The sequence below is a fragment of the Dyadobacter sp. AC419 genome (assembly GCF_979253085.1).
Genome location: NZ_CEEDCD010000027.1, coordinates 355653 through 377303, shown reverse-complemented (window position 1 = coordinate 377303; position 21651 = coordinate 355653). Strand labels below are relative to the sequence as shown.

8 protein-coding genes and 4 pseudogenes are annotated in these 21651 nt (G+C 46.0%); all 12 read left to right on the top strand.

Features of this window, described 5'->3' with window-relative positions; translation table 11 throughout:
* The first annotated feature begins 207 nt into the window (after positions 1-207).
* Positions 208-3314: pseudogene (locus AC0IYG_RS26590) on the top strand (SusC/RagA family TonB-linked outer membrane protein).
* A pseudogene (locus tag AC0IYG_RS26585) lies at positions 3311-4930 on the top strand (SusD/RagB family nutrient-binding outer membrane lipoprotein). Before AC0IYG_RS26590 ends, AC0IYG_RS26585 begins: the two co-directional pseudogenes overlap by 4 nt.
* Before the next feature lie 137 nt (positions 4931-5067).
* Entirely contained in the window at positions 5068-8382 is a 3315-nt protein-coding gene (locus tag AC0IYG_RS26580) for a VCBS repeat-containing protein (RefSeq protein ID WP_471714128.1), read from the top strand.
* On the top strand, positions 8379-9698 hold the full coding sequence (locus AC0IYG_RS26575) for a vanadium-dependent haloperoxidase (protein WP_471714127.1): 1320 nt from the start codon (positions 8379-8381) through the stop codon (positions 9696-9698). The genes AC0IYG_RS26580 and AC0IYG_RS26575 overlap by 4 nt, the downstream gene beginning before the upstream one ends.
* An 82-nt stretch (positions 9699-9780) precedes the next feature.
* On the top strand, positions 9781-10452 hold the full coding sequence (locus AC0IYG_RS26570; protein WP_471714126.1) for an outer membrane beta-barrel protein: 672 nt from the start codon (positions 9781-9783) through the stop codon (positions 10450-10452).
* Between the two features lie 166 nt (positions 10453-10618).
* Positions 10619-11485 (top strand): ThuA domain-containing protein, encoded by an 867-nt coding sequence (locus AC0IYG_RS26565; protein WP_471714125.1) that lies wholly within the window; start codon positions 10619-10621, stop codon positions 11483-11485.
* A gap of 43 nt (positions 11486-11528) precedes the next feature.
* A pseudogene (locus AC0IYG_RS26560) lies at positions 11529-14703 on the top strand (PVC-type heme-binding CxxCH protein).
* Positions 14704-14989: 286 nt separating this feature from the next.
* Positions 14990-15481: a hypothetical protein gene (locus tag AC0IYG_RS26555; protein ID WP_471714124.1), complete on the top strand. Its 492-nt coding sequence runs from the start codon at positions 14990-14992 to the stop codon at positions 15479-15481.
* Positions 15391-17550: a beta-galactosidase gene (locus AC0IYG_RS26550; protein WP_471714123.1), complete on the top strand. Its 2160-nt coding sequence runs from the start codon at positions 15391-15393 to the stop codon at positions 17548-17550. The genes AC0IYG_RS26555 and AC0IYG_RS26550 overlap by 91 nt, the downstream gene beginning before the upstream one ends.
* Before the next feature lie 199 nt (positions 17551-17749).
* Entirely contained in the window at positions 17750-18631 is an 882-nt protein-coding gene (locus AC0IYG_RS26545) for a hypothetical protein (protein ID WP_471714122.1), read from the top strand.
* A 2-nt stretch (positions 18632-18633) separates the two neighbouring features.
* On the top strand, positions 18634-19449 hold the full coding sequence (locus AC0IYG_RS26540) for a hypothetical protein (RefSeq protein ID WP_471714121.1): 816 nt from the start codon (positions 18634-18636) through the stop codon (positions 19447-19449).
* A gap of 185 nt (positions 19450-19634) precedes the next feature.
* Positions 19635-21592: pseudogene (gene gyrB, locus AC0IYG_RS26535) on the top strand (DNA topoisomerase (ATP-hydrolyzing) subunit B).
* The last annotated feature ends 59 nt before the right edge of the window (positions 21593-21651 follow it).

The following is a 21651-nucleotide window of genomic DNA, read 5'->3' as shown; positions in this document are numbered from 1 at the left end:
GGGCACCTGCACTATAACTTAATAGTTATTAAAATGTGTTATTCCAATACAAAAAGTTGGAAAAAAAAATAAATATGTCCGAATGCATTATTAAAATTATTTAATTAGCACAGAACTTAGGATATTTGCCCACCAAAATACGCACCCGTGTATTCTTTGGCAGATACCAATTTTAACATAATTTTTTAGTACTAATTAATCCTAACTATGAAAGAAAAGCTATCAAAAAGCTGTTCAAGGGGATTCGTCTCGCTTGCAGTCTTTCTGCTATTTACTTCATTATCGGTCTTTGCGCAAGACAGGACGATAACTGGTAAAGTGTCAGATGAGAAAGACCAGGGCCTTCCTGGTGTGGCGGTGACAGTGAAAGGTTCCACAAGAGGGACCAATGCAGATGCCGAAGGAAACTACTCCGTTTCCGGCGTTAAGGACAGCGATGTGCTTGTTTTTAGCTCTATCGGTTATTTGAAACAAGAATTGAGCGTTGGAAACAGAACGACACTGGATGTGAAAATGGCTCCGGACGTAGCAAATCTTGAAGAAGTTGTTGTAACAGCACTTGGTATTTCCAAAGAATCCAGAAAACTGGGTTATGCAGTAACTACAATCGGTGGCGAAGTGATGACAAGAGCGCGCGAAACCAACGTAGCGAACTCATTGGCAGGACGTGTTGCCGGTTTGAACGTAAAAGGAACAAGCAGCGGTCCTGGCGGAACGGCCAAGATTTTGATGCGTGGTATGCCAAGTATGAACTCAGGCGGTTCACCATTGATCGTGATCAACGGCGTTCCGATGGATAATACGCAGCGGGGAAGTGCAGGAGAATGGGGTGGCGCTGACGGCGGAGACGGAATTGGTAACCTTAACCCGGACGATATCGAGTCAATGACCGTTTTGAAAGGTCAGGCTGCATCTGCTTTGTTTGGTGCACGTGCATCCAATGGCGTTATTTTGGTTAAGACAAAAGCAGGTAAAAAAGGCGATTTTTCAGTTGATTACAACATGAACTATTCGCTGGATCAGCCTCGCGATATGACTGATTTTCAATATGAATATGGTCAGGGAATCGGCGGTGCAAAACCTACGACAGCACCATTGGCGCAGCAAACTGCACGTATGAGCTGGGGAGCAAAACTGGACGGTTCACAAGTGATCCAGTTTGACGGCAACAATTATGCATATTCTGCTCAGAAAGACAATGTGAAGAACTTCTATCGCAATGGTTCAAACTTCACAAACAGCGTTTCGGTAACAAAAGGCGGTGATAACGGCTCATTCCGTTTGTCATTGGCGAACCTGGACAACAAATCCATCATCGAAAACAGCGGTTTGGACAGAAAAACGGTTAACCTTACTGCCGATCAGAACATTACAAAGAGGCTGAGCATCAATGTAATGGCTAACTACATCGACGAGAAGATCAAGGCGAAGCCTGTTTTGAGCGATGGCCCTATGAACGCAAATAACGGAATGTTCCTGGCAACAAACATTGATCAGCGCATCCTTGCTCCGGGTTACAATACAGAAACCGGAAAAGAGGTTGTTTTCAGCGATGATGAATATGTTACCAACCCTTACTTTGTTACAAATCAGTTTGTTAACGACGTAACACGCAAGCGTATCATCTCTGCACTGGCAGTAAAATACCAATTCGCAGACTGGCTTTACGCACAGGCAAGATTAGGTTATGACAATGCAAACGACCGCATTTTCAAAGTAACACCTTGGGGAACAGGTTTTTCTAACGCAGGAAAAGGTGCTTTGGATGAATTGTCCAATGCACAGCGTTCAGAGCTTAACGTGGACGGTTTGATCGGTTTCAATAAAACGTTCGGTGCGGATGATTTCAGCATTGACGCGATCGTTGGAGCTAACCTTCGTAAAAACAATTACGAGAAAGTACAGGTTGGCGGCAGCCCGTTCGTGCTTCCATACTTGTACAGCTGGAACAACGTGGTGAACTTCAACCGTAACTACGAAGTGAGCAACACCGAAGTGCAGTCTGCTTACTACAACATTGACCTGGGTTACAAAGGCATTTTGAACCTGAGCACAACGGGACGTTATGACACTTACTCCACATTGCCAAGCGCAGCAAGAAGCATTTTTACCCCTTCGGTAACGGGAGCATTCATCTTCACAGATCTTGCAAGCATTCCAGAACTGAGCTTTGGTAAAATTCGTGCTTCGTATGCACGTACAAGCGGCGAGCCAGCAACGGCTTACGGAACAGCGATTTATTACGGTGTTGGTAACGCATTCAACGGCGTGGCAACAGGAAATTTCAGCGATGAGCTTCCTAACCTTTTCCTGAAACCATTTACAAAAAGCGAAGTGGAAGTTGGTCTTGAATTGAAATTCTTCGGAAACCGTTTAGGATTGGATCTTGCTTATTATGACCAAAAAACCAAAAACGAAATCATGCCTGCCAATTACAGCAGCGCGACGGGTTACGTGAGAGGTGTGATTGGATCAGGTTCTGTTCAAAACCGCGGTCTGGAAGTAATGCTGACAGGTTCACCGGTAAGAACTACGAAGTTTGACTGGAATGTTTCCTTCAACCTGACTTCTGTTAAAAACAAGATCCTGAGCACAGATGCGGACAACAACCAGATCACTTTGGGTTCCAACCGTGCAACATTGGGTAATGCAGTAACCGCGTTCGTAGTAGGAGAGGCCGGCCCGCAAATCCGCGCTTATGACTACAAATATGCAAGCAATGGTCAAATCGTGGTTGATGCATCGGGCTTGCCGGTTCGTGGCGATCTGAAAAGCTACGGAACTGTGCTGCCAACGTTATATGGTGGTTTGAACAATGATTTGAGATTCGGAGACGTGAACTTGTCATTCCTGGTTGACTACAACTTTGGTAACAAGATCCTTTCCGCCACTGAAAACTACGCTTACAGACGCGGATTGCACAAGGCAACATTGGAAGGCAGAGAAGGCGGCATTACGACCGGCGTATCTGAATCCGGCGCTGCTAACACGGTAACCGCAACTGCTCAAAATTACTACACAGCATTGGCCAACAATATCACTGGTTTGAGCGTTGTGGATGGTGATTTTATTCGAATTGCGCCAGATCACATTGGGTTACAATCTGCCTGCTAAAATGGTAGAAAAATGGCCTTTGATCCGTGCGGTGAATGTTTCAATCGTAGGACGTAACCTGTTCTACCTCATGAAGAAAACAACAAATATTGATCCGGAAGCAACTTTCGGAGCTAACCTGAGATACGCTGGTATCGAGGGAACCAGTTTACCTGCCAGCCCGCAATTATGGTGTGAACGTAAACTTCAAGTTTAAATGATAAGCAATATGAAAAAGAGACTGTTATCAATAATAATACTGGCGGGATTGCTTCCATTGTCTTGTACAGACGAATTTGACGCACTCAACACCGACCCTACAAAGGCATCAGGCGAAAGCTTTGATGCAAACCTGTTGCTGCCATCGGTTCAGCAAAACCACGTAGCGGCCACAGCAGGTTATAATGGTGGTATTTTGTTCCAAAGCATGTGGATGCAGATTTTGTCCTCAACCACTTCCGGTGCGGCAAATTACTATTCCAATGGAGACAAATATGTGATTTCCAGCAACACCAACTCGTATCTGGCGAGCACCTGGAACACGGATTTCCGTGCGGCCAGCCTTGCATACGAAATGGAGCAGCTTTCCAAGGACAAGCCTGCACTGGCTAACCTGATGAACATTGCGATCATTATGCAGGTGCAGACAATTTCTACGATCTCGGATGTTTACGGAGACGTGCCTTACACGCAGGCATTGCAGGCGAAATCAGGCATTACGCTTCCTGCTTACGACACGCAGGAATCTGTTTACAAATCATTGCTGACACGCCTGGAAACAGCCACTGCCAGCGTTATCCGCAGACGCAGCGTTGCCAACCAATGACGCATTCGCAGGCTACAAAGGTGATATTACCAAATGGAAAAAATATGGTTACTCACTGATGTTGAAACTGGCGATGCGCCTGGCGAAAGTGGATCCGGCAACGGCAAAAACTTACGCAGAAAAAGCAGCAGCAGGCGGAACATTCGCCAGCGTTGCAGATGATGCATATGTGGTGATGGACGATGCAAATGGTTATACAAATGGAAACGGCGCAGCATTGTCTACACCGGCTGACATTTATCAGGTAAGATGGAGCGAAACTTTTGATCGATTATCTGAAAGCGACTAATGATCCACGTTTAGGTAAAATTGCAGAAGTTCCTGCTGCCGGCTTGCCAGCAAACCAGGAATTCACAGCAGGCGGAAACGCATCAGCAGCAGTGCAATTAGGCCTTCCAAATGGTTTTGACATGAATGGTGGCGCGACGGATATCAGCAGATCGGCTGGCTATCCTGGCGGAACCGGAACAGGCGCGAATGTTACGCCAATCGGCAGATATTCACGTCCGGTTGCAGCATACAGAGGAAGAAGTGCACCGCTTTTTGTATTGACTTATGCTGAAACGGAATTGTTGCTTGCAGAAGCGGTAACAAGAGGATTTGCGGTCGGCGGAACAGCCGCAGCACATTATAAGAATGGTGTTTCTGCCGGAATCCAGTCGCTTGCAAGATATGGCGCAACTTTGGAAGTTCCTGCGGCAACAGCAGATGCTTATGCAACAGCCAACCCATTGGTTGCAGCAAACGCATTGAAACAGATCAACGAGCAGATCTGGGCAACGACGGGCATTCTTTTCAACTTCACAGAAGCCTGGAACAACTGGAAACGCTCAGGTTTCCCGGTGTTGAGCTCCGGTGAATTATGTGGGTAACTTCTCAGGAGGCGCTATTCCAAGAAGACAGCCATATCCGACAACGGAAGCAACACAAAACAGCGCGAATTACAGTGACGCAGTAGGCAGACTTGCCAGCGGCGACAACTGGGTGTCACGTGTTTGGTGGGACAAATAAATAAAATTAAAGCGGTAAGAAATGTAAATTTTCTTACCGCTTTAAAACAAATTGAATGCACTAAGTTTTAACTTCAACCTTTCGTTGAAGTTTTTTATTTACAGGAGATCTTCCTCTTTAACAGGCAAAAAAGCTTAATGCTCACACAAAAGCGCCATCGTTACTTTGTTTTTGTATTGCTCCTGTCGCTGCATTTAACCGCAGTGAGGGCGCAGCAGCCATTATTCCAGCTTCTCCCTGCCAAGCAGACCGGCATTGCTTTCGCCAACATGATCATCGAGGACGAAAAGCAGAATGTGATGTCGTACGAATACTTTTACAATGGCGGCGGCGTGGCCGTAGGCGACATTAACAATGATGGTTTTGAAGATCTTTTCTTCACCTCCAACATGGGCGATAACAAGCTCTATCTCAATTTGGGAGCCACAAAAGGACAGGCTTTAAAGTTCAAAGACATTACCAATGCAGCCGGAAAAGGCCTCGAAGGTCGAAAAGGCGGCTGGAAAACGGGCGTGACCATGGCCGATGTTAACGGCGACGGATTGCTGGACATTTACATTTGCTACTCCGGAAAAGTGGCCGATGAAATGCGCAAAAACCAGCTTTTTGTCAATCAGGGCAACCTTAAATTTTTGGAACAGGCCGCTCAGTATGGCCTCGATAATATCAGTTACAGCACACAAGCAGCATTTTTTGACTACGACAACGACGGCGACCTGGATATGATGCTTCTGAACCATAGCGTCAAAAAAATTGACAATATGGAGCTAGCGAAGTTCAAGCAGGAAACGGATATGCTCGCAGGCAACAAGTTATTTGAAAATAACAAAAATTATTTTGAAGAAGTAACCCAAAAATCGGGCATTCACCAATATCCGCTCACATTCGGGCTCGGAATGGCCATTGCGGACGTGAACCAGGACGGTTGGCAGGACATTTACGTAACCAACGATTATAACGAGTCGGATTATTTATATATCAATAATAAAAACGGAACATTCACGGATGTCACGCAACAGTATTTCAGGCATTTAGCGCAATTCTCGATGGGGATCGACATTGCGGATTTCAACAATGACGGCCTGCCCGATGTGATGTCGCTTGACATGTTGCCGGAAGATAATCAGCGTCAAAAATTGTTGCAGTTGCAGGAAAATTATGAAGCATTTGAGCTCATGATGAACCAGAAACTGCACAAGCAATACATGCGTAACATGTTGCAGCTCAACAACGGTGACGGCACATTTAGTGAAATTGCCCAGTTTTCCGGCGTTTCCAACACGGACTGGAGCTGGACGCCGCTGCTCGCGGATTTTGACAATGATGGTTTCAAAGACCTTTTCGTTTCCAATGGTTATTTAAGGGATTACACCAATAAGGATTTTCTCAAATATTGGGGCGATTACAAGATCAGAAGGGCGGTGGATAAAGAGCCTTTCCAGCTCATGGACCTCATTAAGGCGATGCCTTCGACCAAGCTGGCCAGCTATATTTTCCGCAATAATAAGGATCTTACATTCACCAAAATGCAGGAACCGTGGGGAATGGCGCAGCCTGCGATTTCCAGCGGGGCCATTTACGCAGACCTCGATAATGACGGCGACCTGGATCTGGCGGTGAACAACATTAACGACCCCGCTTTTGTGTATCAGAACCTGAGCCAGGAGCAAGCCGGGAATGCCTGGTTTCAGGTTAAGTTGAAAGATAATGTGGCCAACAAAAATGCCGTGGGTGCGAAGGTTTATGTTTATTCCAATGGCATTCAGCAATATCAGGAAGTGAATCCCAACCGCGGTTATTTGTCCTGCACGCCCACGCGGCTGCATTTCGGCTTGGAGAAAGCGACTGCGATTGATTCCGTAAAAGTGATCTGGCCGGATGGGGCAGTGGAGGTCTTGAAAAATATCAAAGCCAATCAATTATTGGTTTTGGAAAAATCTGTAAAAGCGAATGCCAAGCCCTTAATGGCAAAAAATGCCGTGCCCATTTTTCAAAAACAAAACAGCAGCATTGCATATCAGCACGAAGGATTTAACGAAAATGATTTCAAGCGCCAGCCTTTAATGTTGTCGATGTATTCGCAAACCGGGCCGATCGTGGCGAAAGGGGATGTGAATAAGGATGGCTTGGAAGATGTTTTCGTGAGCGGCGACCAGAATAAGCAGGCGAAGATCTGGTTGCAGCAAACAGACGGAACATTCAAGGAAATGCCAGACTTTGCGGTCGGTGACGAGAACATTTCAGCAGCCACTTCGGCCATCTTTTTCGATGCCAATGGCGATGGTTTTGATGATCTGTATGTGGCCAAGGGCGGTTATTCCATGTTTGAGCCGAATACAATTTCGTTGCAGGATGAAATGTATCTTAATGATGGAAAAGGCAAACTCAGCTTGTCAGTTCTGTCTTTGCCTAATCTGAAATCCAGCAGCAAATCCTGCGTGCGTGCATTTGATTTTGATAAAGATGGTGATCAGGATTTATTCGTAGGCGGCCGCATTATCCCCGGCCGTTATCCCGAAACGCCCGTTTCCTATTTGTTGATCAATGATGGAAAAGGTAATTACAAAGTAAAAGATTCGCCGTTCTTCAAAATCGGCATGGTAACCGATGCGCAATGGGCGGATCTGGATGCAGACGGCAATGTGGAGTTGGTTATGTGCGGTGAGATGATGGCCGTAAAAGTGTTCTCTTTCAGTAACAACGACTTTACAGACAAAACATTAAAGTTTTTCAAAAGGGAAGAATCCGGTTTCTGGTCATCCCTGCAAATTATCGATCTGGATCAGGACGGAAAGCTGGACATTGTCGCGGGAAATATGGGTCTGAACACGCAGATCAAGGCATCAGAAAAAGAGCCCGCCGAGCTATATTATGCCGATTTTGACAAAAATGGCTCCATTGACCCGTTTTTCAGTTTTTACGTGCAAGGCAAATCTTATCCCTTCGTAAGCCGCGATGAGTTGAATGATCAGATTTATCCCATGCGCAAGAAATTTCCTTACTATAAGGATTACGCGAATGCTTCGATCACCAACATGTTCACACCCGAAGACCTGAGCAACGCAACCAAGCTGGAAGTCACAGAAATGCGCTCCGTTTGCTTTTTGAATAAAAACGGAACATTTGAAAAACAGTCCTTACCCGTGCAGGCACAATTTGCCCCGGTAACCATGATCGCTTCCGGCGATTATAATAAGGATGGTAAAACAGATCTCCTTTTATTAGGAAATAAAACGGATAACAGGCTGAAAATCGGGAGTATGGATGCCAATTATGGCTGCGTGCTGGCAGGCGATGGCAAAGGCGGTTTTAATTACCTAACACAGCCGGTTTCGGGTTTATCAGTTGTGGGTGATGTGAAATCCTGCATTCAGATTGACATTAATAAGGAGCCCTGTCTGGTGATAGGCGCATTCAATGAGTCGTTACAATTTTATAAAAGAGCAAAGTGATCCGTGTATTTTTCATGTTGGCGTTGCTGGTGAGCCAGGTTGCAGTGGGGCAGAAGAAAAAAGTGGATCTGCGCACGCATTTGCAGCCTTCCGTTTTTGCCGTCACCATGGTGATGATCCACGACGTGGTTAACCCACCCGCTGCAAGTCGGTTTTACACTTATTGCATGATGGGCGCTTACGAAATCGTGGCCCAGAACAACAAGCAGATCACGTCTCCAACCGCATTCATCCGGAGCATTAACCCGATCACGATCACCGCCGCACGTGCTTATAATTACCAGATTGCGGCACTTTACAGCATTCTGGAAACGGGCCGGCTCATTCTGCCGTCGGGTTACATGCTGGAAGAAGATCAGAAAAAGCTGATCATTAATCTATTAAGAGAAGGCCATAAGCAGCAAACGATTGATGATGCCGTGGCCGTAGCCCAGGAAGTTGCCAAGAAAATCGCTGCCAATGCGGCCACAGACGGTTATCTGAAATTAAGCACGCGACTGCGTTACCGTCCCAAAAAGGGCGATGCTTACTGGTATCCCACGCCGCCGGGTTACATTGAAGGCATTGAGCCGCATTGGAAAACCATCCGGCCAATGATGCTCGACACGTGCAACCAGTTTTTGCCAAAACCACCCGTAGAATTCAGTAAGGACACCGCAAGTGCATTTTTTAAGCTGACCAGGGAAGTTTACGAAGTTGGCAATAAGCTGACGGATCAGCAGCGCTTTATCGCATCTTATTGGGATTGTAATCCGTTCGCGATCAACACTTCCGGGCATATGTCTATCGGTTTCAAAAAGATCAGTCCGGGCGGACATTGGATGAACATTACGGGCATAGCAACGTCCAAAGCCGGTCTGGACCTCGACAAAGGCATTATGGTGCACGCCATAGCAGCCGCAACATTAATGGACGCATTCATCAGTTGCTGGGACGAAAAATACCGGAGCAGCCGCGTCAGGCCTGAGACCGTTATCACCCGCATGATTGATCAAAAATGGCAGCCGTTGCTTCAAACGCCACCGTTTCCTGAATATACAAGCGGCCACAGCGTCATTTCCACTGCCATCGCCGAAACATTAACTTATCTGCTTGGCGATAATTTTGCCTTTCGGGACGACACCGAAGTGATCTTTGAATTGCCTGTGCGCGATTTCAAATCATTCCGGCAAGCAGCCGAAGAAGCGGCGATTTCAAGGTTGTACGGCGGCATTCATTATCGCGACGCCATCGAAAACGGACAAGATCAAGGGCGGGAGATCGGGCAGTTTATTGTTGAAAAATTAAAAAGCAATGGCATAAAGCCCGCAATCTGACAAATATGCATGTTGCCGTCCGTTCTTTTTTGCTCCTAAATCAGTAGTTTTGGGATCGATGCATTTCAGGTTCACTCACATCATGATGCGATTTACGGTTACTTTCCTGCTGATCACCTTTTTATCCTGCCTGCGGTTAAGCGCGCAGGATGTTACCAAGGCCGAAGCGCAGGTGAGCAATTCGAAATGGGGCTTCGGGGTGAATGGCGGTTATGGTCAAAGACTTTTCCGTCCGTCCGGGCTGATTAACCAGGAACGAAAGCGCTACATCAAGGAATTCAAATCGGGCATTGCGTTTGGCGGCGAAGTCACTTATTTTCCCTGGAAAAAGGTTGGTTTTGGCGTGAAATACGATCGCTATCAAAGCAAAGCAAGCCAGGACAATGAATTGACGGAGGACGTCGCAATACAATTTTTGGGTGGAGAAGTGATTCACCGTTCGGTGATGAAAAATCCCAAAAACAGCGTGCTGACATCCTTATTGCTTGGTTATCAGCCTTATCAAAACAAAACGCAAGTCGGCGAGAACAACTTTACATTCAACGGAAAAACAATGGGCTGGGGCGTGTGTGTTGGCTTCGAGCATCGCATCAGCCAAAAGTTCGCGATCAACTTAACCGGTTCCGCCATCATGGGCGCCGTTTACCGCCTGGACCGCACCACGGCATTCAATAAAGAGACACTTCATTTATCCAAAGACGACAGCGTAGACCTTTCCAGGTTTGCTGCGACGATCGGATTCAAGTTTTACTAATGCCACTTTTTAAGCGTCAGGCGCTTGTTTTGCCAATTACTTAGCTTATTTGTATAATAAAGTAAGGGAAAAATTGGATGAAACAGTCTTCAAAAAGAAGAACAGTAGTTATTCAGGTTCTTTGCGTTATATCTCATAGTTAAAGACATTCCTAAATCGCTTCCTAATGAGTTTGAGACAACGTTTCACTTTCCTTTTTGCATTGCTGTTTATCGTTTTATCCAATGCAACCGGTGTTTTTGCCCAAAAAGATAAAAAACCGCTCGTCGTATTTGTCACCGGCGACCATGAATATAGCGGCGAAGAAACATTGCCGCTCATTGCCGCAGAACTTGAAAAAAATTACGGCATGCGCACCATCGTGCTCAAAGCCTATCCAGGCCCGAACAGTGAAAATGACATTCCCGGTCTGGAAGCTTTAAAGGACGCAGATCTGGCTGTTTTTTATCTCAGATGGAGACAACTTCCCAAGGAACAGCTCGCTTACATCGACGCTTATCTTAAATCCAAAAAGCCATTAATGGGCTTCCGCACCACGACGCACGCATTCAATTATCCCAAAGGAAATGAAAATGAAAAGTGGAATGCATTCGGTGAATTCGCGTTAAACTCGCCTCCGGGCTGGGGCGGCGCTGCCAAGCACACGCATTATGGCCACACCAGCAGCACGGATGTGACTGTAATTCCGGATCAAGCCAAGAACCCGATTCTCACCGGTGTTACCACGCCATTTCACGCCAGATCCTGGCTTTACAGAGTTCTTCCCGATTATCCAACCAAAGGTTCTACATTATTATTAATGGGCAAAGCGGTTAACCCGGAGCACGCTGCGATTGAAAATCCGGTTGCCTGGTCGGGGACAAATTCGTTTGGTGCGAAAATATTCATGACCACATTAGGACATCCCGATGACTTCAAGATCGAATCATTTCAGAGGTTGATTATCAATGCCATTCACTGGGATCTGGGCTTGAAAATTCCGAAATGGAAAGGCAAAATGGACATTAATGTTCAATACAGAGAAGCGAAATAATTGAAAGAATACATCCTGAATCCCCACTTAAAGTTTACCGAAAATGTCTAAACCCAAAAAGATCAGTCTTCACGTATCACTTATTGTGTTTGCGCTGGTGATTATCGCGTTCAGCGCATTCAAATTCAATCAATCTGCAACGCTTCCCATTAAGAAAGGCTCCCGCATTGTTTTGCTGGGGAATAACCTGGGTTCACGGATGATGAATTACGACAATTTCGAAACCGAATTGCAGGTTCGCTATCCAGAGGACATGCTTTATATCCGCAATATGTGCGATGGCGGCGACACGCCCGGGTTCAGGCCGCATGCGAGCAGGAATTCGCCATGGGCGTTTCCTGGAGCTGAAAAGTTTCAGACCGAACTCGCGAATCCGTCTCAAAGCGAAGGACATTTTGACACGCCGGATCAATGGTTAACGCGCTTGAAAGCAGACGTTATCATTGCTTTTTTTGGTTATAATGAGTCGTTTCAGGGAAAAGAAGGGCTCGAAAACTACAAAGCTGAGCTTGATGCATTTATCAAATACACATTAAGCCAGAAATACAATGGTGCCGCAGCGCCGCAGCTCGCTATCATTTCGCCGATCGCTTTCGAAGATCTCTCTGCAAAGTTTGACCTTCCTAACGGCAAAAAGGAAAATGAAAACCTCGCGCTTTATACAAAAGGAATGAAAGAGGTTGCCGAAAAAAACAATGTGCTTTTTGTCGACGCATTCACGCCTTCTAAACAATGGTATGCCGACAGCAAAGACGATCTGACCATTGATGGCTCGCAATTGAATGAAGCGGGTTACAAAAAACTGGGCTTGCTGCTTGCTGATCAGGTTTTTGGCAAAGCATCGCCGAAAGCGGAGGCAAACCGCAAACTGGTGAAGGATGCTGTCGATGAAAAAAACTGGATGTGGCACAACGACTTTAAAGTTCCGAACGGCGTGCACGTTTATGGGCGTCGTTACAACCCATTTTGGGCCGGATAACTATCCAGCGGAAATCGAGAAAATTCGTGAAATGACAGACATCCGGGACAAGGCGATCTGGCTGGCGGCTTCCAAAGGTGAGAAAACCGATCTTGCTGCTGCGGATAAAAATACTAGGCAGCTTCCGCCTGTTAAGACCAATTTCAATCCCGAAAAAAATGGAAGTCTGGAATATTTGTATGGAAAAGATGCATTAGCAAAGCTAAAAGTGCCGGAAGGTTATAAAATCGAGCTTTTCGCATCAGAAGAAGAATTTCCTGATCTGGCGAAACCGATGCAAATGTCGTTTGACAACAAAGGCCGACTTTGGATCGCGACCATGCCAAGTTACCCGCATTATAAGCCGGGTGATACGAAGCCGAATGACAAGATCATCATTCTGGAAGACACCAATAATGATGGTAAGGCGGATAAGCAAACCGTTTTTGCGGACGGCCTGCATTTGCCCCTTGGATTTGAAATTGCACCGGAAGGCGTTTATGTTTCACAAGGCACAAACCTGAAATTTTTCGCAGACACGGACGGCGACGGCAAGGCAGATAAAAGTGAAATTTTGCTAAGCGGATTTGACGACCACGATACGCACCACAACAGCCACGCATTCACAGTCGATCCTTCCGGAGCGATTTATTCTGGCGAAGGTGTGTTTTTGCATACCAATGTTGAAACTTCTTATGGTCCTGTGCGGGCAACGAATGGCGGTTTTTACAGATATGCGCCACAATTGAAAAAACTAGAACGCACTGCGCAGCTTTCCATTCCTAATCCCTGGGGCATTGCATTTGATGATTGGGGACAGCCATTTTTTGCTGAAACTTCAAGTCCTGACGTTCGCTGGATGATGCCGGGTTCGATTTTGCCACGTTATGGCGAAGCAAATCACAAGTCTGTGCAGCTGATTGAAGAAAAACACAGGGTAAGGCCAACGTCCGGACTTGAATTTGTTTCCAGCCGCCATTTTCCTGATGAGCTGCAAGGCGACTTTTTGATCAATAACACGATTGGTTTCCTTGGAACAAAAGAACATACATTGAAGGACGAAGGCACGGGTTACAAAAGCACGCACCGCATGGATCTTGTTGTGAGTGAAGACCGTAATTTCCGCCCTGTGGACATGGAATTCGCACCCGATGGCTCACTTTACGTGATTGACTGGCACAACATTCTGATCGGTCACATGCAGCACAATGCCCGGGATCCTTTGCGTGACCATTCGCATGGACGTGTTTATCGCATTACGTATCCATCACGTCCATTGGTTAAGCCATCGAAAGTGGCAGACGCCAGCATTGACGAACTCCTTGAAAACCTCAAATTGCCCGAATATCGGACGCGTTACAGAACAAGACGTGAGTTACGCGGCCGTGATGCGTCACAGGTTTTGCCAAAAATATCAGCCTGGACTGCGGCATTAGACAAGAAAGATCCACGTTACGAACATCATTTGCTTGAAGCGCTATGGGTGACGTGGGGACTTGATAAAGTGGATCAGAAACTTTTAAAGCAGGTTTTGAATGCCAAAGATTACCACGCGCGGGCCGCTGCCGTCCAAGTGGTGCGTTACACGGGGCATCAGGTTAAAGACCAGGCCGAACTGCTGATGGCTGCTGCACGCGATGAAAACAGCCGCGTAAGACTCGTTGCAATCGTTGCTGCATCCTGGATTGGTAAAGAAAAAGGACTCGCCGTGCTCGCAGAGGCCAAGAAAATGCCGCTCGATGACTGGACTATTCACGCCTACGAAGGTGCTTATGCACATTTGAATGGCCAGAATATGAAAAAGGAAAAGGTGGAAGTTGCTCAGTCGGGTCTGAAAGGAAAAGCGCTTGATATGTACACATTGGGCAAAACCATTTATTCCAAAGAGGGATATTGCGCAACCTGCCACCAGCCCGATGGAAAAGGATTGACGGCTTCGGGATTCCCACCGCTAACGGCAAACAACTGGGTGCTAGGAAGCGACGAACGCTTAATTAAGCTTGCATTGAAAGGATTATTGGGGCCGATTGAGGTGAGTGGTCAAAAGTATCCGGGACAGGTGCCGATGACGCCGTTTGCAGGATTGCTGAATGATGACGAGCTCGCAGCCGTGCTGACTTATGTCCGGAATTCATTCGGTAATAAAGGAGCGGCCATTATGCCGGAGCAGGTGAAGAAAGTTAGGGCGGCGACGGAGAGCAAAAAAGACTTCTATTCGCCCGAACAATTGCTCAAAGAACATCCGATGGAAAAAATGTAGTATATCCGCCTCCGTGCGCTGAAAAGGCTATTTTCTGGAAACGGAAAATAGCCTTTTTTTTAGATTCACATGAGTCACTTATTCCTGTGTGTTGTAGAATATTTTTGTAGTTATCCGGGATGATAAAAACCGTTTAATCATTCATTCCAGCCGAATATTCATTTTTTTAACGGAATAGTATTATTTATTTAAAATATGCTAAAAATTTTAAAAAATTGCGAGCCGTAAAGTAGAATTATTTACATTTACAAATCGAATAATTTGTAACAGGCTGTTGATAAAGAATATGAAAAAACGTATATTCGTTGGTTGGAACATTTGCACACTACTATTTTCTTCCTCACTATTATTTTCCCCGCTGGAATCAGCAGCACAACAACCCCGCTATTTTGCAGTTTCGCTTGTCAACGAGAATGACAAGCCATCACTGGAAACAATTGAGTCGGCCAAAGGGCTTGGCTGCAATGCGGTTGCTCTGACAGTGCAGTGGGGAAGTATCGAGGGTAAACTTTCCAGGATTCTCAAATCAGAAAATGGACCGGGCTACAATGTCTGGAAACAGTATGATGATCAGATTGCCAAGGCGCTGTCCCTGGGCATGAAAGTGGCGCTGAACATTGCCGTAAGCACGGGCGATGATGTAACAAATGGCATTTCGGACCGTTACGGCGTGGACACGGGTGACGGTTGGAAAAAGAAGAGCGTATGCTCGTTGCCAATTACAATGGTCAGGAAGCCGTGTTTCAAAAACAAGGCGGACCGATCAGGCCGAATGTGAATTTGCAGTTTGTAATGACCTCGCTCGCAGCACAATCTACACGCGATCGCATTACCGACTTTGCTTCGAAAGTGATGAACCGCTATAAATATGTTCAGGATGGCGGTAACCTGCTTTATGTGAGCTTAATTTATTCACGCCAGGGTGAAGGTGAGTTTGAAATGGGCTCGACGAAATATCATTACGAGCAGCAGCTGGATATGTCCGACGCATTGACGGATTACTCGCAACCAATGACTAATGCTTACCGAAACTGGCTTAAATCAAAATACGGTCATATCGAGTATCTGAACTCTGCATGGGGAAGCAATCATTCCTCATTTGATCAGGTTGGACCAAAAAGACCTTCTAACTCAACATTCACCGGCCCGGACGGAACCGACTGGTTTACATTCCGGACACTTGTTCTGAAAGAAACCAATAATCTTTTCAAGAATGTTGTAAAAGGGATTAGTCCAAATACAAAGGTGCTTGCGCATCACGGATCGGTGTATGACAAGCTTTCACGTGCCCGTGGAACATTGCCTTTCAACGAAATCGGCGCTGACCTGGACGGTGTGAAAATCAACGACGACATTCATTATGATCACCGGTTCGGGATAGATTTACTCCGCTCCAACCTGCCCGGCAAGTTATATGTTAACGAAGCGGCCTATGTAACAGGCACGCAATCGATTATCAACCTCACCACGGAAAGCTATACACACGGCGCCCAGATTGTTACTGTTTTTTATCTGGAAAACGCATTGCAGTCTCCGCAGGCAGTTAGCGACTTAAAAGCGCTGACTGCCCAATGGGTTAAGGACAAGCAGGTTACAACGCCGTCGGCTTCTAACGGAGATAGCTTCACATTGTCAAGCCTGATCGACAGCGATGGCTGCACGACGCAGCGTGATAACTATTCCAATGATTGTGACGCCTATAAAAATTGGAGATCTGCCTACCAGAATGCGGGTAACAAGCCGGTCAATATTTATTTGCAAAACAATGTGATCCAGTCAGGCTGCTTTTACAACAGTATGTCGCTCGCAACCAGCGGACAGCAGGCTTCTTCAACAATTCCTGACAACAAATTTACACACCTTACCGGGCCTGGCTGCAAGCTGATCGGAACGGTTAAAGGCGCAGGGTTGACTAATGGAAATAACCAGTTTGTGGCCAAAGTAACAGTGGATCCGCAGGTTAAGATGCATGCCGGACAGCCATATGTACAACGACATTTTGAATTTACGCCAGGAGGCGGCAACCCGAAAAGCGCTAACATTACGCTTTATGTAAGTCAGGATGAATTGAATGCATTCAATGCAGTGAGTTCTGTAAAACTTCCCGGCAATGCGTCCGACGCAGAAATTAACAGAAAAAACCTGCGCATCCTGCAATGGCACGGCACAACGATGACGCTCAAACCGGATGTGATCATTGACCCGGCGGACAACGACATCCAGTGGGATTCTGCATTGAATTTGTGGCGCATCAGATTCGATGTGACCGGATTTTCATCATTCTACATCACAGCCAATAATGCAGGGCCACTTCCTGTTACGCTGGTGAACTTCTCTGGTAAAAAGCAGGAAAACGCAGTTGCGCTGGACTGGCAGACATCGGAGGAAACCAACAGTGCTTATTTTGAAATTCAGCACGGCGTAAATGGTAAGGATTGGACGAAAGTAGGTGAGGTAGAAGCTTCTACGGAAAGCAAGGTTTTGAAAACGTATAACTTCCTGCACGCTGCTCCGCTTGCCGGCGAAAATCTTTATCGCCTCAAAATGGTCGACAGAGACAGCACATTTGCTTATTCGCGGATTATCACGGCAGGTTTTGAAGGCAAAGACGAAGTGACACTTTATCCGAACCCGGTAACGGCAGGCATATTTTCAATCCAGTACACCGGCTCTAAACCAAGCATTACGCTCAATGACATTACCGGAAGAGTCGTTCCTGTGGAGACAGAGCAGGTTGCTACGGACAAGCTGGAAGTGAGAGCAAAATCTAAGCTGGTGCCCGGATTGTATATTCTCAATGCAGGATATGGAGCGAGGCAGGTGAGGCATAAGCTCGTTGTTAATTAGCAAATCGGGATTACGAGTAAACGAAAGCACAGCGAAAGATCATTTCGCTGTGCTTTCACTTTTTAGCGGTCATAGTCACGTTGCAAATCCGGAAAAAAGCAGGTGAAATTTACAATTCCGGTTTTAATGGTTTAGTTTTGAACCCATAACTCCGGGTGCAAGTATCCTGGTAAGCAAAGTCAAATCTAGTCTACTTTCTATGAAGTTACGATTTCTCTCGGGTGTCGTTATATGCTTGGTCATTCTTGTATACATTGTTTACAACTACTATTATTCTGTCAATTTCCCCTATCAGGACGATTTTCTGCTCATTCAGTTTATTGAGGTCGTATCGCAGGGCGGACTTGGTTTTACGGGCCTTATAACCGAGCTTTTCCGGACATTCAATGATCATAAGGCTGTAATTCCGCGTACGATTTCGCTCATTGAATACACCATAACGGGTCATTTGAACTTCCGCTTTTACATTGCGCTGGTTTCATTTAATGTAACCTACATTTTCTACTTCATTTACCTGCAATACAGGAAGACAAAGCTTCCCTTATATTATTTCATTCCTGCCGCTTTTCTGTATTTTCAGCCGCTTTACTATGACATTTCGGGCTGGGCATTGAACGGCATGCAGCATTCGTTCCTGACGGCTTTTACGGTTACTGCAATTATCCTGGCATCGAGGCGGACCAATCTGGCGCTTTACGGGGCCATGCTTTGCTGCTTCCTGGCCACATTCACGCATGGAAACGGCATTCTCTCGTTTCCCGCGATTATCTTCTATTTTCTTTGTTTCAAAGATTTCAAACGTGCGATCATCACCGGTGTTTTCATGGTGCTCTGTCTGGTCATTTACCTTGCTGGTTATGAGTCTGGGCAGGCCGTTAATTTGCCGAAAGATCTGGTGGTTTTCTTCTCATCGCTTTTTGGGTTTATCGGATCTGCGATGTCATTGTGGGCGTATCCAGTGTTCTTTTCAGCGGTTTGGGGCGCGATTATCATTGCGTTTATGGTTTACATCACCTGGCGCGTTGCGGCTATTTATTTTAACAAACCGGTCAACATTAAACCGGGACTGCAGAGTTGCTAACATTGTTTGCATTTATCTTCATTACCAGCTCAGTTATCGCACTTTTCCGCTCGTGGGCAGGAAGCACCATTGCCAGCCGCTTCCAGATTTACGCCTCGCTCTCGACGGTCATATTTTACATTCTGCTGCTCGATTACACGCATTACTTCCGTAAACGGGCGGTTTTTTACGGCATTACAGCATTCAGCATTTTCTATTGCGTTTATTCCTATTACAAATTCACAGGCTTCGTTGCGGTAAAGCGCACCACATATCTGGCCGATGTTTACAATTGGAAAACCAATCGGAATATGTTCTCGGTTGAAAAAACGATCACCAGAAACGGAAGTTTTTATCTGATTCCAGGTTATGAAAAGGGTTTTTTCAAACTGCCCGAAGCAATTGTGGAGAAGGGTGAGCTGGATTCCATGTTCAATGCAGAGCCTATGGCATCCAGGAATTATGAGTTATACGTGGAGGAATGGCCGGTGGAGCGCATGATCCGCGATGGCGTTGAGCACCTGACTTATTACTACGTGGCAAGCAATGCGCTTCCAGAACGAAAAGGGCTTGCCGGCGACCGCTTCCTGATTTTACGCGATCAGAAAACAGGCGTAATCCATATGGCCAACGCAAATCCGAAAGTGGAGGCCCGAAAAGTGATTTTAACAAGCATGCATTACTACAAACCCGGTTTCAGCACCCTTTTCCGACAGGACGATCTCGCCTCGGGGACCTATGACCTGGGCGTGCTGGACGTGAGCAATAATGGCGGTAAAATCTTTTACAAGCTCGACAAAGCGCTCTTTACATCCGGTACGGAATACAGTCTGCGTTAGGTTTCATTCCGAGGTTATCGCCTTTTAATACTGACTTTCAACCCGGAAAAGTCATAACAGCCGAACATTCATTTCGTGTCATCTTCATTGCTTTTTCTGCTAGGTTAAGCGGTAAAAAAATCGTATCTTTACGTGCTTAAAAAGCCTGAAAATGGTTCTTTTTATCCAAGTGTAAAACAAACTTTATGTCAAACGAAACAGTGATAGAAGTAAATAGTTATTCAGCCGAAAACATCCAGGTTCTTGAGGGTTTTAGAGGCCGTTCGTAAACGTCCGGCCATGTACATTGGTGACACTGGTTTTAAGGGGGTTCACCATCTGATTTGGGAAGTTGTCGACAACTCCATTGATGAAGCGATGGCTGGCTATTGCGACACCATCAATGTTACGATTGAAAAAAATAACTCCATTACCGTTCAGGATAATGGCCGCGGGATTCCGACAGGAATGCACCCAAAAGAGAAAAGATCCGCATTGGAGGTCGTTCTGACCGTTTTGCACGCCGGCGGTAAGTTTGATAAAGATACATACAAGGTTTCCGGAGGTTTGCACGGCGTAGGGGTTTCCTGCGTTAACGCGCTTTCAATCCATTTGAGAGCTGAGATCCACCGTGAGGGAAAAATATTTGAACAAGAGTTTAGCGAAGGCAAGCCGCTTTATCCTGCAAGGGTGATCGGTGACTCCGAAAAAACAGGGACATTTATTCATTTCCTTCCGGATGCAACCATTTTCACGGTTACAGAATTCAAATACGAGACCGTAGCAACGTGGTCTCCGGGAATTATCCTATTTGAACAAGAAAATCAGAATCACGCTGGAAGACAAACGTGAGGAAGATGAGGAAGGGAAATTCAGAGGCGAAGAGTTCTATTCCGAAATCGGTTTGAACGAATTTGTTACTTATCTGGATGCAACCCGTCAGCCGCTGATTCCGGAGCCGATCCACATGGAAACCAATAAGGGATCTGTGCCTGTGGAAGTGGCGATGATGTACAACACTTCTTACAGTGAAAATGTGTTTTCTTATGTGAACAACATTAACACGGTGGAAGGCGGAACGCACGTTTCTGGTTTCAGAGCGGCATTAACGCGTACATTGAAAAATTACGCGGAGAAAACAGGGATTCTTGCCAAAGAAAAAATCGAGATCAGCGGGGACGATTTCCGCGAAGGTCTGACTGCCGTTATTTCCATTAAAGTTGCTGAACCGCAATTTGAAGGACAAACAAAAACGAAGCTTGGTAACTCAGAAGTGACGGGTGTTGTAAGTCAGGTTGTGGCTGAAATGCTTGACACATATCTTGACGAACACCCGAAAGAAGCGCGTGTGATCATTGATAAAGTGATTCTCGCTGCGAAAGCTCGTATCGCTGCTAAAAAGGCACGTGAAATGGTGCAGCGCAAGAACATTCTGACGGGAACCGGATTGCCGGGTAAATTATCCGACTGCTCTGAAACAGATCCGAATGTTTGCGAACTCTATTTGGTCGAAGGAGACTCGGCGGGTGGAACTGCCAAACAAGGCCGTAACCGCGCTTACCAGGCGATTTTGCCATTAAGGGGTAAAATTCTCAACGTTGAAAAAGCACAAGAATACCGGATCTACGAAAACGAAGAGATCAAAAATATGTTCACCGCTATGGGTGTTCAGATCGGAAAAGATGGCGACGAAAGAGCTTTGAACATTGACAAGCTGCGTTACCATAAGATCGTGATCATGACGGATGCGGATATTGATGGAAGTCACATTCGTACGCTGATCCTGACATTCTTCTTCCGTTATATGAAGATCTTGATCGATCACGGATACATTTACATTGCTCAGCCGCCGCTTTATCTTGTTAAAAAAGGTCGTGAAGAGCGTTACTGCTGGACAGAAGCACAAAGAGAATCTGCAATCCGTGAAATAGGAGCGGGACGTGAAGAATCGGTTAACGTGCAGCGTTACAAAGGTTTGGGAGAGATGAATGCGGAACAATTATGGGAAACAACCATGAATCCTGACAAGAGAAGCCTTAAACAGGTTTCGATTGAATCGGCAGCCGAAGCAGACCATTTGTTTTCGATGCTGATGGGTGATGAAGTTGCACCGCGGCGCGATTTTATTGAGAAAAATGCCAAGTACGCACGAGTTGACGTATAGCTGTTAGCTCCCATAAATTTTTGGAAACGGATGGCTGTCAAATTCAGTCATCCGTTTCT

Excerpts from the sequence above, each read along its gene's own strand:
- AC0IYG_RS26580 (WP_471714128.1), top strand. The coding sequence starts at position 5,068 with ATGCTCACACAAAAGCGCCATCGTTACTTTGTTTTTGTATTGCTCCTG.
- AC0IYG_RS26570 (WP_471714126.1), top strand. The coding sequence starts at position 9,781 with ATGATGCGATTTACGGTTACTTTCCTGCTGATCACCTTTTTATCCTGC.
- AC0IYG_RS26565 (WP_471714125.1), top strand. The coding sequence starts at position 10,619 with ATGAGTTTGAGACAACGTTTCACTTTCCTTTTTGCATTGCTGTTTATC.
- AC0IYG_RS26555 (WP_471714124.1), top strand. The coding sequence starts at position 14,990 with ATGAAAAAACGTATATTCGTTGGTTGGAACATTTGCACACTACTATTT.
- AC0IYG_RS26545 (WP_471714122.1), top strand. The coding sequence starts at position 17,750 with ATGAAGTTACGATTTCTCTCGGGTGTCGTTATATGCTTGGTCATTCTT.